Origin of the sequence: Conservatibacter flavescens, assembly GCF_002795425.1 — a bacterium.
GTDB lineage: Bacteria > Pseudomonadota > Gammaproteobacteria > Enterobacterales > Pasteurellaceae > Conservatibacter > Conservatibacter flavescens.
The window spans coordinates 360,789-375,268 of sequence record NZ_PHHA01000002.1; the positions used below are offsets into that span (position 1 = coordinate 360,789).

12 protein-coding genes are annotated in these 14,480 nt (G+C 38.1%); 5 read left to right on the forward strand and 7 right to left on the reverse strand.

Annotation, left to right across the window (positions count from 1 at the left end; genetic code table 11):
- Positions 1 to 311 precede the first annotated feature (311 nt).
- Both ppk1 and ppx read left to right on the forward strand, forming a co-directional pair.
- Positions 312 to 2,399, forward strand: a complete 2,088-nt coding sequence (ppk1, locus tag CVP05_RS01705; protein WP_100287822.1) for a polyphosphate kinase 1 — start codon at positions 312 to 314, stop codon at positions 2,397 to 2,399.
- Between the two features lie 3 nt (positions 2,400 to 2,402).
- Entirely contained in the window at positions 2,403 to 3,926 is a 1,524-nt protein-coding gene (gene ppx / locus CVP05_RS01710) for an exopolyphosphatase (protein WP_100287823.1), read from the forward strand.
- 85 nt (positions 3,927 to 4,011) lie between these two features.
- On the opposite strand, the gene greA is transcribed toward ppx, so the two are convergent.
- Positions 4,012 to 4,488 (reverse strand): transcription elongation factor GreA, encoded by a 477-nt coding sequence (greA, locus tag CVP05_RS01715; protein ID WP_100287824.1) that lies wholly within the window; start codon positions 4,486 to 4,488, stop codon positions 4,012 to 4,014.
- Between the two features lie 179 nt (positions 4,489 to 4,667).
- Here greA and dacB point away from each other — a divergent pair, with 179 nt between their 5' ends.
- Entirely contained in the window at positions 4,668 to 6,098 is a 1,431-nt protein-coding gene (gene dacB / locus CVP05_RS01720) for a serine-type D-Ala-D-Ala carboxypeptidase (protein WP_100287825.1), read from the forward strand.
- A gap of 74 nt (positions 6,099 to 6,172) precedes the next feature.
- Here dacB and cra read toward each other — a convergent pair whose 3' ends face one another.
- Complete coding sequence (cra, locus tag CVP05_RS01725; protein ID WP_100287826.1) at positions 6,173 to 7,171, reverse strand: catabolite repressor/activator; 999 nt, start codon at positions 7,169 to 7,171, stop codon at positions 6,173 to 6,175.
- A 288-nt stretch (positions 7,172 to 7,459) separates the two neighbouring features.
- Here cra and der point away from each other — a divergent pair, with 288 nt between their 5' ends.
- Entirely contained in the window at positions 7,460 to 8,986 is a 1,527-nt protein-coding gene (gene der, locus CVP05_RS01730) for a ribosome biogenesis GTPase Der (RefSeq protein ID WP_100287827.1), read from the forward strand.
- 57 nt (positions 8,987 to 9,043) lie between these two features.
- Here the strand turns inward: der and dolP are convergent, their stop codons facing one another.
- The 4 genes from dolP to CVP05_RS01750 are packed head-to-tail and all read right to left on the reverse strand — an operon-like array spanning position 9,044 to position 12,345.
- Positions 9,044 to 9,625, reverse strand: a complete 582-nt coding sequence (gene dolP / locus CVP05_RS01735) for a division/outer membrane stress-associated lipid-binding lipoprotein (protein ID WP_100287828.1) — start codon at positions 9,623 to 9,625, stop codon at positions 9,044 to 9,046.
- A gap of 11 nt (positions 9,626 to 9,636) precedes the next feature.
- Entirely contained in the window at positions 9,637 to 10,233 is a 597-nt protein-coding gene (locus tag CVP05_RS01740) for a D-sedoheptulose-7-phosphate isomerase (RefSeq protein ID WP_100287829.1), read from the reverse strand.
- A 7-nt stretch (positions 10,234 to 10,240) separates the two neighbouring features.
- Positions 10,241 to 10,609 (reverse strand): YraN family protein, encoded by a 369-nt coding sequence (locus tag CVP05_RS01745; protein WP_100287830.1) that lies wholly within the window; start codon positions 10,607 to 10,609, stop codon positions 10,241 to 10,243.
- 2 nt (positions 10,610 to 10,611) lie between these two features.
- A complete protein-coding gene (locus tag CVP05_RS01750; protein WP_100287831.1) occupies positions 10,612 to 12,345 on the reverse strand; it encodes a penicillin-binding protein activator in 1,734 nt (577 codons plus the stop codon).
- A 107-nt stretch (positions 12,346 to 12,452) separates the two neighbouring features.
- On the opposite strand from CVP05_RS01750, the gene rsmI reads away from it, so the two are divergent.
- Positions 12,453 to 13,298, forward strand: coding sequence for a 16S rRNA (cytidine(1402)-2'-O)-methyltransferase (rsmI, locus tag CVP05_RS01755; protein ID WP_100287832.1), 846 nt, complete (start codon positions 12,453 to 12,455; stop codon positions 13,296 to 13,298).
- An 87-nt stretch (positions 13,299 to 13,385) separates the two neighbouring features.
- Here rsmI and melR read toward each other — a convergent pair whose 3' ends face one another.
- Positions 13,386 to 14,399, reverse strand: a complete 1,014-nt coding sequence (melR, locus tag CVP05_RS01760; protein WP_100287833.1) for a transcriptional regulator MelR — start codon at positions 14,397 to 14,399, stop codon at positions 13,386 to 13,388.
- Positions 14,400 to 14,480 lie beyond the last annotated feature (81 nt).

The window sequence follows — 14,480 nt, forward strand, 5'->3', positions numbered from 1 at the left end:
TAACCTTTATTTATAAAAAATAATAATGATATTGTGAAAACGACATTTATGCTAAATTTAACACATATAAGGACTTGCTTTCATTGTGACATGAATGCAGTTTTAAAAAGATTAAACGAAACAATAGACATAATTTTCCTTTCGGCCGTACGAGCTTAACAATTTTTTATGACAATTTAATGACAATTCTCATTTTTAAAGGTTAGACCAGATAAAATATTGTTAATATAATCAATTAATTATAGAATTCAATTGCAGACGATAGACTAATTTTTCAAAACTTCCCCTTATAATCATATGGAGAATTCCCAATGTTCGTTTTGAAAGATAATGACACAAAATACACCGCAAAAGAGATCAGCTGGCTTGCATTTAATGAACGAGTATTACAAGAAGCAGCTGATGAAAATAATCCCCTATTGGAACGCATTCGCTTTTTAGGTATTTTTGCCTCCAACCTAGATGAATTTTATCAAGTGCGTTTTGCAAATTTAAAACACCAGCTTTTGCTTATTCCTAAGCAACATTCTGAACAGGCAAAACAAATACGTTCATACATTAAGTCTATTCAAAAAAGAACGGAAGAACTCAATAAAAAATTCTCAGAGATATACAACCGTTTAATGCTACGCTTGGCAAAACATAAAATCTTTTTAATCAATGAAAATCAATTATCCAGTTATCATCAAAATTGGTTAAAAGATTATTTTCGTAAAGAAATCAAAAAATATATTTTTCCCATCATCTTAAATGAAGAGATCGATCTTTCCACTTCATTAAGTTCCCACAATTCCAACTTAATCGTGGTATTAAAGAAAAATAATAAAATTACACAGTTAGCCGTACTTCCTATTCCGTCTGATAAAATTCCTCGTTTTGTCGTCTTACCCAAAGAACGCTATAAACGTCACCAGCGCATTATTCTATTGGATAATATTTTGCGTCTTTGTCTGGAAGATTTATTCTCTAATTCTGTATTCAAATATGATGAAATCAATGCCTATGCGATTCGTATGACTCGCGATGCTGAATATGACTTGATTACTGAAGTAGAATATAGCTTATTAGAACTGATGTCTTCCAGTCTTAAACAACGTATTGCCGCACAACCAGTACGCTTTTTATATGAAAAAACCATGCCTAAAGCCTTACTTAATCTTCTTAAAGAACGGCTAAACATGACGAGTCTTGATTCTATTGAGGCGGGTGAACGTTATTTAAGCTTTAGGCATCTATTACAATTTCCTTCATTAGATAAAAAAGAATTATTAAACGAGCCTCTAGCGGTCATTAATCACCCACAAATCAAACCTGGCTACCCTATTTTAGATGCGATTCGTCAAAAAGACATTTTGCTCTATTATCCTTACCATAGTTTCGATACGATTTGTGAGCTATTCCGACAAGCATCTTTTGATCCTTATGTGGTATCTTTAAAAATCAATTTATACCGTGTCGCTTCCCACTCTCGTATTATTGAAGCCTTAATCAATGCTGCCAATAATGGCAAAAAAGTGACGGTAATTATTGAATTACAAGCACGTTTTGATGAAGAAGCGAATATTCACTGGGCTAAAAAATTGACCGATAATAATATAAAAGTGGTTTTTTCATCACCTGGATTTAAAATTCACTCTAAACTCTTTTTAATCACCCGACAAGAAGAGAATAAGCTTGTGGAGTATGCTCATATTGGCACAGGAAACTTCCATGAAAATACAGCAAAAATTTATACTGATTTTGCTTTATTAACTCAAAACCCTGTGATTACCAAAGAGGTAAGCAATGTTTTTCGCTTTATTGAAATGCCATTTAGCCCAAGCCAATTCAATGAATTATTCGTTTCTCCTGTCAATGTGCGTGACAAATTTGCCATGTTAGTCAAGCGAGAAATGAAAAATGCAAAAAAAGGCAAAAAAAGTGGTATTATTCTTAAAGTGAATAATCTGGTAGATCAAGAAATGGTTGATCTATTATACAGCGCAAGCCAAGCTGGGGTAAAAATTCAAATGATCATTCGCGGTATGTGTTCATTACGCGCGGGTGTGAAAGGGTTGAGTGAAAATATTCATATTATTAGTATTGTGGATCGTTTCCTCGAACACCCTAGGGTCTATTATTTTGAGAATAACGGTAATCCTGATGTCTTTTTATCTTCTGCGGACTTAATGACACGCAATTTGGATCGCCGCATTGAAGTCGGTGTGCCAATTTATGACGAAGACACGAAGCAATGTGTGATTGATATTCTCAATATTCAACTTGCGGATAATATAAAAGCCCGTATTATTGACGCTCAAGAAAAAAATGAATATGTGAGAAATGACAATCCGCCTTGTCGTTCACAAATTGCAATACATCAATATCTCATGGATAAAACGAAAAAAACTAAAGATTAAATTATGAGTAAACAAGCTACACCACAACTATTTGCAGCTGTTGATCTTGGGTCAAACAGCTTTCATATGATCATCGTTCGTATTGTTAACGGTTCCATTCAAGTATTATCGCGCCTTAAACAGCGTGTACAATTAGCCGAAGGATTAGATGAAAAAAATCATCTGAATCAAGCTGCAATCGAGCGTGGTGTCGCTTGTTTAGCCCTATTTGCTGAACGCTTACAAGGTATTCCTGCAGCCAATATACGCACGGTTGGCACTTACACCCTGAGAAGAGCGGTCAATAATCAGGATTTTTTAGACGCCGCAAAAGCGGTTTATCCTTTCGATATTCAAATTATCTCTGGTCAAGAAGAAGCCGAATTGATTTATTCAGGCGTCTCTCATACCCAACCTGAAAACGGGCGTAAGCTGGTTGTTGATATTGGTGGTGGCTCCACCGAAATGATCATTGGTGATAACTTTACACCATTACGTGCGGAAAGTCGTCACATTGGCTGTGTTAGCTTTGCTAAACAATTTTTTGACGAAAATAAAATCAGTGAAAAACAGTTTAATCATGCCTATCAAGAAGCGCTAACCCGTATTGAAGATTTATCATGGGATTATCGCAATTTAGGCTGGCAATCTGTTTTAGGATCGTCAGGTACCATCAAAACCATTAGCCAAATTATGCTGGAAAATTTTAATAAAGATGGCATTATTACCGCTGAAAATTTACGTCAATTAACCGAACTGGTGCTAAAGACTGACAGCCTAGATAAGCTTAAAATTGCCGGTTTAAGCGACGATCGCGTGAACTTATTTCTACCCGGCTTGGCCATTTTAAGAGCTGTTTTTGAAACTTTCCGCATTGAACAAATGCGCTATTCTGATGGCGCATTACGTGAAGGTGTGATGTATGGTTTAGAACAAAGCTTCCAAGTAGATGATATTCGAGAACGCACAATCAACAGCATTATGCGTAATTTTGCAGTTGATCGTGAGCAAGCGATGCGTGTAAGCAATACAGCTAATTTATTATTTAAAAAATACGCGCGCTGGCAAAATCTAACCCAAACAGATGAGCTACAAAGCATTCTCATCGCGGCCACAAAACTCTATGAAATAGGATTAGTGCTCAACCATAGTGGGATACAAAAACACTCAGCCTACATGTTGCAAAGTATGGAATTACCCGGTTTTTCTCCAGAGCAGAAACAATTGTTGGTTCATCTTGTGCGTTTTCATGTAAAATCCTTTAAAAATATGGAATTACCACAACATGAAAGCTATTTTCATCGCCAAGACATCATTGCTTTAACCTTAATTATGCGGCTTGCGGTCATCATTAATCGCTCTCGTCAGGCCACTGAACTCACAGAAAACTATATTTTGCACGTTAATCATGATGCAACACAATGGGAACTTGAGTTTGAAAACGGCTATCTTGCGCGCAATCCTCTATTACTAACGGATCTCAACGAAGAACAAGAATTACTCAAAGCCCTAGATATCCAACTAGATATCAAAGGAGGGAATGAATAATCCCCCATAGTAAAAAGGACTGCTAAATTACATAGCAGTCCTAAACTAATCGTTTATTTTCGCTTCCGCATAGTAGGCACAATATTTAGAGATAATTTACCTCAATAATATCAAATTCAACTGTGCCGCCCGGTGTTGTGATGGTTACTGTATCATCCACTTCTTTTCCCACCAATCCTCGCGCAATGGGTGAATTAACCGATATTAGTCCTGCTTTGATATCAGCCTCATCATCACCAACAATGCGATAAGTCACTTCTTCATCTGAGGCGGTATTTAATAACACAACCGTCGCACCAAAAATCACTTTGCCATTATTGGGGATTTTGGTCACATCAATCACTTGACTGTTAGCTAATTTTCCTTCAATTTCTTGAATACGTCCTTCGCAAAATCCTTGTTGCTCACGAGCAGCATGATATTCTGCATTTTCTTTTAAATCACCATGTTCACGTGCTTCGGCTATCGCATTAATAATTTCAGGGCGACGCACTGTTTTAAGAAATTCTAATTCTTCTCGTAATTGTTCCGCACCACGAACCGTCATAGGAATTTGTTTCATGATTACTTTCCCATAAAAATTAAACAAAAAGAAATCCAGCCCTATTTTACCTAATAAGGCTGAATGATTTAAGGCCCATTGGCCAACGTAAAATTTAGTAATGATTATAACATAGCTAATAGGGTTTTCGTATAGCGATGTTATAATAATTCCTTTGCCTTATCATGTTAAATGAATCTATGTCTAAATTACTTAAATCAACATTCGTTATTGGTAGCTTGTTCTTTCACACCGCTACGGCTCAAATCAGCGATATAAAACCCTTTCTTCAACCTCTACCTCAAGGAACAAGTCTCGGTTTTATCGCAAAAAATTTAACGCAAAACCAGGTTATTGCCCAATACAACTCAGATACCTTCATGCTACCTGCCAGTACGCAAAAAGTACTCACCGCACTCACTGCAAAATTAGCATTAGGCGATTCATTTCGTTTTTCCACTTCACTTTTAACTAACGGCACAATAAAAAATGGTATATTACAAGGTGATCTCATCGCCAAATTTACGGGAGATCCCGATCTCACCAGCGGTCAGTTAGCCAATCTATTAAGTGAACTGAAAAAACAAGGTATTCAAAAAATCAATGGTAACTTAATTTTAGATACGTCTGTGTTTGCAAGTCACGATCGGGCGCCAGGTTGGATTTGGAATGATTTAACCATGTGCTTTAATTCGCCTCCCGCTGCAGTGAATATTGACAATAACTGTTTTTACGTTGATTTAGAGGCAAATCAGGATGTTGGACAACATGTAAAATTTAATGTTCCCGCCGCATTTCCTGTGCAAGTATTCGGACAAGTACGCATTGCAGATAAAAAAGAAGCAGGCTATTGCCAACTGGATGCTGTAGTGCATGATAATAATCGCTACCAAATAAAAGGCTGTCTTGCTCGACAAACGAAACCTTTTGCACTCAGTTTTGCGGTTCAAGATCCCGATGCTTATGCTGCCGCCATCATTCAGCGTCAATTAAAACGACTTAATATTGAATTCAAGGGGCAAGTTCAGCAACCGTTGACCCCACAACAAGGAAAATTACTCGCAGAGCATTTATCTGCGCCCTTGCCAGATTTACTCACTAAAATGATGAAAAAATCGGATAACCAAATAGCCGATGCGCTCTTTCGCACTGTTGCTTACCATACTTACAAACGCCCAGCTTCTTTTCAATTAGGCACACTCGCCATGAAAAAAGTATTGAGCTCTCAAGCGGGTATCCAATTTGGCCATTCTGTGATTGCTGATGGCTCAGGGCTTTCTCGTCATAATTTAATTGCGCCAGAAACCATGTTACAAATACTTGAATATATTGCGAGGAATGAAGAAACATTAAACTTGATGGCCACTTTCCCTATTGCCGGAGTAGATGGCACATTAAGCGGGCGGGGTTCGATGATCAATGAACCCCTTGTGAAAAATATTAAAGCGAAAACAGGCGCATTAAAAGGAGTGTATAATTTAGCCGGATTTATGACCAACGCACAAGGCGAACACATTGCATTCGTCCAATTTATTAATGGTTATTCCACTGGAGAACACGAAAGCCGCACACAACGAGGCCCCCTAAATCGCTTTGAAAACAGCATTTACCAAGAGATATATCGTCAATAAAAAATATTCTGATAAATCACCGCACTTTTTATCCAAATCCCTCTTATTTCACAACAAAGAGGGATTTGAATCAGTTACTCGCAGTTATTACACAGAATCTGACGAGGAATCACCTCTTCTTGATCATACTGTAATTTCTTACGTTTTAACTTAAACTCCACAGAGCGCAACAAAGCTTCCACAATTTTATCATGGTGTTGCACACTACAAACCACCTTATTTGGGACTAAGTCTAACATCTCATGGTTTCCAAATGTTGCAATAACCATGTCTTCTGGAATGTGTTTAAACACTTTCAATAACGCCGCAAATACACCTTGCATGAGCGTTAGCGATGTCACAAAAATCGCATCAGGTAAAGGATTATTCTGCAACCAATCTACAAACGCTTCCGTCGCTTCATATTTATGAAAACGATTGGCGTAAAGATATTCCACATTCACATTGTGTCGTGCAGCGGAACGCTCGAAACCTTGTTGACGATGATGGCTCATATCTAAATCAGCAACCGCGCCTAAAAACAAGACATTTTTAATATTATCTTGCACGGAAAATAACTTCTCCGCTAATAAATAAGCATCGTTTTCATCATCAGATAACACTTTCATGCCTTGTTCTGAATTACTACGACGATCAAAATAGATTAAAGGTGTTTCGCCACAATTTTCTTGATAAAACGTCGAATCTACCGGTAAGGAAGTCGAAACAATCAGCGCTTCTACTCTACGTTGAAATAAATTCGTTGCGCAGTTCATCTCATTTTCTGGGTTATCATTTGAACAAGCAATAATTAATTGATAACCTCTTTCGCGACAACGATTTTCAAGGTGATTAGCAATTCTTGCATAGCTCATATTTTCAAAATCAGGAATAATGAGCCCTATAGTATTCGTTCGTCCTACCCTTAAGCCGGCCGCCATAGCGTTTGGCTTAAAGTTATATTGCTTAATTAGCGCACTTACTTTTTCAATTGTTTTATCACTGACGCGATATTCTTTTGCTTTGCCGTTAACGACATAGCTTACTGTAGTCCGAGATACCCCGGCCAGTTTGGCAAGTTCATCTAATTTCACATTTCACTCCTTTTAAATGTTAAGTTAGGTTTATGTTAATGGTTTTAAGAATTATAGCGAGTTTATTTTAATAAAAAAAGTACAGAATGACACAGATCCGCGCTTTAAAATCAATAAACTCGACTAAAATTTACCGCACTTTTAATACGTCAATTTTTTAAATGAATCACTTTAATTCAATTCCTTGTACCAACATCGCCAATTCCCTATTTTTCCGTTATAATAACAGCTATTTTATTGGGCAAATTCTCAATCAATCATCGCCCCTAAATATATTTGAGGTTTTTTATGACTCCTGTTGTTGCCCTTGTCGGTCGTCCGAATGTTGGCAAATCGACTTTATTTAACCGCCTAACGCGTACGCGTGATGCCTTAGTTGCTGATTTTCCAGGCTTAACCCGAGATCGTAAATATGGTCAAGCCAATATAGCCGGCTATGAATTTATTGTTATTGATACGGGTGGTATTGATGGCACTGAAGAAGGCGTGGAAGAAAAAATGGCAGAACAATCCCTGCTAGCAATTGAAGAAGCGGATATTGTCCTATTCTTAGTTGATGCACGCGCTGGCTTAACTGCTGCTGACATTGGTATTGCACATTATCTACGCCAACGTCAAAATAAAACCACTATTGTCGTCGCTAACAAAACTGATGGCATTGATGCGGATTCCCATTGTGCAGAATTTTATCAGCTCGGTCTAGGAGAAATTGCGCAAATTGCCGCCTCTCAAGGGCGTGGCGTGCATCAATTAATGGAAAATGTCCTTGCCCCTTTCGCTGAGAATCTCAAACAACATGAAGAATCAGCAGAAAGTGCGGTGGAAAATAATGAAAATGTTGATGAATCTGATGAATGGGAGCATGATTTCGATTTTTCTAACGAAAATGATACCGCACTTTTAGATGAAGCATTAGAAAATGAACAGACCGTAGAAGATAAAAATATCAAAATTGCTATTGTCGGCCGTCCAAATGTCGGAAAATCCACATTAACCAACCGAATTTTAGGCGAAGATCGCGTGGTAGTATATGATTTGCCCGGCACTACACGGGATAGTATTTATATCCCTATGGAGCGAGATGGCCAACATTATACAATTATAGATACCGCAGGTGTACGTAAGCGTGGAAAAGTCACCTTAACCGTAGAAAAGTTTTCGGTAATCAAAACCTTACAAGCGATTCAAGATGCCAACGTTGTACTCTTAACAATAGATGCTCGCGAAGGCATTTCTGATCAAGATTTGTCTCTTCTTGGTTTTATCCTGAATGCAGGGCGTTCATTAGTTATAGTGATCAATAAATGGGACGGTCTCAATCATGAGGTCAAAGATCAAGTTAAATCGGAACTCGATCGTCGTTTAGATTTTATTGACTTTGCGCGTGTTCACTTCATCTCTGCACTACATGGTAGTGGCGTGGGTAACTTATTTGATTCCATTCAAGAAGCTTATGCCTGTGCAACTCAAAAAATGACAACCTCCATGTTGACGCGCATTCTGCAAATGGCTACCGATGAGCACCAGCCACCAATGGTTTCTGGCCGACGTATTAAATTAAAATACGCCCATCCCGGCGGATATAATCCACCGATTATTGTGATACATGGAAATCAGATGGACAAATTGCCTGACTCTTATAAGCGCTATTTATCCAATTACTATCGTCGTAGTTTAAGAATTGTGGGTTCTCCTATCCGAATTTTATTTCAAGAAGGCAATAACCCATTTGCTGGACGTCGTAATACCTTAACACCAAACCAATTACGCAAGCGTAAGCGTTTGATGAAGTTTATTAAAAAATCAAAACGTTAGGGGTTAAAAGTGCGGTCTGTTTGCCAAAACTTTTCCCAAACAAACCGCACTTTATGCTTAATTAATATAGGCAAATACTTTAATGACTTTTTGAACCCCTGCAACATTACGCGCAACTTCTGTTGCTGCATTGGCTTGATCTTGTGTCACATTTCCCATTAAAAAGACTTCACCATTTTCCGTGATCACTTTAACGCTGGTTGACTTCACTTGAGAATTAACCAATAACTTTGATTTAATTTGTGTAGTAATCCAACTGTCTTTACTCACTTGTCCAATGGAAATCGGTGTGCCAATACGAATTTCGTTATACACATCTGTCACCCCTTCCACGCCACTGGCAAGGTTTTTTGCAATTTCTTTGAGGCTTTCTTGCGGTACTTGTCCAATTAACAGCACACGTCCGTTATAGGAAATCACATTCACTCTGCCTTCTTCTTTAATTTGCTCATCTGATTTAATTGCAGAAGAAACTCTTTCTTCTAGGGTTTCATCATCTACTTGGGTCCCCAATGTTCTTGGGTCTGTTGCAACTTTGGTTGCCACAGCAGCCGTACCACCCACCACAGCGGCCGTAACACAGCCTTGTAATACTAACGCGGCACTTAATAACATAGCTAATTTAAATTTTCTTTGCATGATTTTCTCCTTTATTCTGATGGCGCGCTTGGCGCAAATAAAATCTGATAATCCACTAATTCACACAATGCATTAATCACAAAAAGATGATTTTCTAAAATACGACTTTCTTTAGTAGCCGGCGACGCGATGGCCACATCATTTTCAGATAATGCACCATGTACATGATCATTCTGTGCATTTGTTAATGCAACAACAGGAATATCTTTTCCCGCAGCCGCATGAATGACATTCACAATAACCTCTTCATTACCCGACGCCAGAACAATCAAAAGATCACCGGTTTGAGCCACCGCATTAAACTGGCGTTGGTACAATTGCATATGGTTATCATCAAAAATAATGGCGGAACCCACCGCACTATCTAATGAAAGTAATACCGCTGGAAAGCTTGGACGCTCAAATTCATAGCGATTGAGCAAATTGGCCACTAAAATTTGTGCATTTGCATAGCCACGCCCGTGACCACATACAATGATTTTATGTCCACTAATCAAACATTCCACCATTTTTTCCGCCGCTCGCATAATTGCATCAGGCAATAATTCCGCTGCAGAAATCTGAGTTTGTAAACTTTCTGTATAAAGATCTTTAATCTTATCGCGCATAAAAACCCTAATTATTAAATTCAATAAAATTTTGCAACCATTGCATTTCTTGTGCAGAACCGCCAAATGCAACCACATCAAAGCGACAATCGGCTTCTTCTAAACTGGTGTCATGTTGCGCTAACCAAAGATTAGCCGCTTTAATCCATTTTTGCTGTTTTGCCCAATTGATACTTTCTAATGCTGTACCAAATTTTTGATTTTTACGCTGACGAACTTCAACAAAGACAAGAGTTTGCCCATCTTGCATAATCAAATCAATTTCACCACATTTAAATTGCTGATTTGCGGCAATAAACCGAAGTCCTTGAGATTCTAAAAAGAGGCGAGCTTGATACTCAAACTTCGCCCCTTGTTGACGCTTTAATGAAAACATAGTTAATTCAAAATTTTGATTTCACCATTTTCATATTGCATCCAAGTCATATCGCGTTCTACATTACAATTCGGTCCAGCACTTAATGTCCCCGTTAAACCCGTAATACTATAGCCTGGTACTTGACGTAACTCATTAAATTGATTGATTAACAACCAAGCATCCGATCCCATCGCATATAAACGCATTAAAGAATAATCGCCATTTGTTAACGCTTCAACTTTCTTATATTGCTCAGAACTTGTATCTTTAAAGAATGGAATATCACTAAATTGTAACCCATTCATTAATAAGCGATATTCAGGGCCGTTATTGCTCGAATTACTACGAGAACTCGCATACAATTTCAAATTGCGGTTACTATTGTCAATCGCCGTTTTAATTGACGGTAAATTCTCACTTAAGGCAACAATATATAAGGCTTGTACATTTTGATTTAAGTTCTCTTGCAAAGCAAACACAATATCATCAGCGTTTGTATAGAAACGGATATTAGCATCTGTTGCGGCCAATTGTTGCCAACGAATATTAAATGCTGAAGCGGTACGTTGTCCTAAATCACTTTGTGGCACGATCACTAATGGCTCACGCACGCCATCATTCCACATTTTATTTGCCGCAGATTCTGCTTCATCTTCTGGTGATAAACCGTAGTAACATACTTGGGTTAATGCTCTAGAATTTGGTGTTGAATTTAACGCTAAAATATCTAATCCCTGAATATCACTGCTTAGCATGGTATCCACATTACTTTTAATTAATGGCCCAACTAAGGCAGTAATACCCGCTTGTTTAGCTTGTTCAACAATAGTTGCAACCGGTGTTGCCACTGTATCAAAAACTTGCACTGGCATTGCATTTTCACCACGTGCATCATCAAATCCTGATTTAATGGTATTTCCAATCAATTGCGCATTACCACTAAGCGGCAATAACAAACCAATTTGATTTAATTGTGTCTGTTGGAAATTAAAAATACTTTGTAATTCCGTTGGGAATAAATACGCCGCAGTATGGCTAGGATAAGCGGCACGCCAATTTTGCAATGCTTCATTTAAACGCGCGGGTTGAGCAACATTATCGTTATAGGCCTTTGCCAATGCTAACCACCCTGCTAATGTCACATCGCCTTGCGCATCAGTATTATTGATGATCCCTTTATTTGCATGGCGCAATAATGCCCAAGTGCGGTCATTATTTTCTTGTTTTTTTTGCGTATCCGTCAACACCGCATCCATTTTACCGCGTGCACGCACTGCGCCGACTACGTCATAACGGTTTTCCGCGATACGTGCTTCTGTTTGGTAGTAGCGAGCCGTTTGTGACGGGCTTAATTGTGACAGGTTAATCGCTTTTAATTGAGATTCTGCTTTGTCATTTTGGCGTTTTACAGCAGCAATATCCGCTTCAATTAATGCTTTGTCTAATAACTGTTCCTTGTTCTCCACCTTACCCAATTCGGCTAATACCGCTTCTGCTTGTGAGATTTTATTTTCGGTCACAAGCACGCGAGCAGCCAAAAGCTGATAAGTGATTTTATCTTCTGGATTTTGTTGTTGTGCAACTCGTCCTAAATAAAAATCCGAACTGGCATGTGCATCATTCTTTAATAAATCAGTTAAACCGCTACCAAAGCTAAAAAGCCCTCCTGTGGTACAACCTGCTAAAAATAACGCACAGAAAAAAGGCATTAATAGATTTTTAAAATTAATGCGTTGTAATAAAATAGTAGACATAATTACTCCGTAAGGATTGATAAGCTCATTGTTGTCATACATTATTGTTAACAACAAAGGGATCTTAACTTTCTCGACAATTAAAATCAAATTTAAAGACCTATATTATGCAGAAATCATTCGGAATACTATACATCGTAGCAACCCCTATTGGAAATTTACAAGACATTACACAACGGGCCCTTGATACATTTCAATCAGTGGATCTGATTGCCGCAGAAGATACCCGTCACAGTGGGCTACTACTGAGCCATTATGGTATTAAAAAACCGTTTTTCGCCCTACATGATCATAATGAACAGCAAAAAGCCGACTTACTGGTAGAAAAATTACAACAAGGGGTGAATATTGCTCTTATCTCTGATGCGGGCACACCTTTAATCAGTGATCCTGGATTTCATTTAGTACGTAAATGTCGTCAAGCAGGCATCACGGTCAGCCCTCTACCTGGTGCTTGTGCCGCTATTACAGCATTATGTGCGGCTGGAATTGCTTCTGATCGCTTTTGCTTTGAGGGATTTCTTCCGGCTAAATCAAAAGCCCGTTGTGATAAATTACAACGCTTAGTAGAAGAAGAACGTACATTGATTTTTTATGAGTCCACTCATCGTATTTTAGATACTTTAGAGGATATTAAAACGGTTTTCGGTGAAACACGTTATGTTGTACTTGCCCGTGAGATTACAAAAACGTGGGAAACTATAACAGGTAACGAGGTAGCACAACTATTAGCATGGCTAAAAGCTGATCCCAATCGCACTAAAGGGGAAATGGTGCTCATTATTGAGGGTAAAATAAATTCTGAAGAAAAACAGTTTAATCCTCAAGCTATTCAAGCCCTCAAACTGATTAGTCAAGAACTCCCCCTAAAAAAAGCAGCTGCTATCGTCGCAGAGCTTTATGATTATAAAAAAAATGCATTATATCAATTAGGGTTAGAAATGAATTTATAGCAAATTACGCTAAATAACCATAAAACACAGCGCTTTTACACCACTATCGCCATCAGGACTCTCATCTCTCGTGATGGAATATCCGCATTACAACGAGGCATCAGGTAAAAGCAAACTTTTGCCATCGCTTGCGCCTTTTATTGTTTGGGTCAGAGGGTTAAGCCCTTGTGCTTGCCACTGACTATTCGCGCGGCTTAGCTTTCGGTAATTCAGAGGGGAAACCCCTGTATATTTCTGAAAATTATCATAGAAACGGCTAATGGCATTAAAGCCTACCGTTAAGGAAATATCTAACATTGTTTTATCTGTATCACTTAATAATGCTTTAGCATGGTTAATCCTCATCATAAGAATATATTGTTTAATGGTTAACTGCATCACTGACTGAAATAATCCCATTGCATAATTTGTATTTAATCCTACCGCCGTCGCCACATCGCTGACGGTAAGCGCATCATTATAATGATTAGCAATATAGTCTAACATTAAGCTAACATAATGCTGGCTGTATTTTGATGAATGCGGAAGGTTATTGCCAATATCATAGCCCTGCTCTAAACGTAACGTCCAACCATCAAACGCAATCCGTTTTACCATTAATTGTATTTCATCATGAACTAACTGCTGGCGATTTACATCGGATAATGCCAATTCTCTCTCCCAACGCTGAATTTCAAAAAGGCTGACTAAATTTGGGTGTTGAGACTCAACCACGACACCATGTGTAATATGATTAATCAGTTTTTGAGGCAATGTCCAAGCTAAAAATTGATGAACGGGAACATCAATTACCGCCATTTTAGTACACCCATTTAAATTGACTAATCTATGTGGCACAGATGCCCAAAATAGTGCGATGTGGTTTGCTTTAATAATCACAGGTTTACCATTAAACAAATATTCCACATCATCATCAAAAGGAATATTAATTTCCATATGACCATGCCAGTGATAACCAGACATCACGCCCGGAGGATGTTGTAAAACAACATTTAATGGATAGTGTGCCAAACAAAGAGAAAGCGGGCTAATAGCTTCACTGCCATACTTATTTTCATCATTAATTTTAAATTGTAAGCTGTGTTCTGATTTCTTTTCCATTTTTAACCGCACTTTTTGAAATTAGATAAACAACTACATGTTAATAAAAATCGCGTTTTTTAGCAAAATAATCCTGAAAAC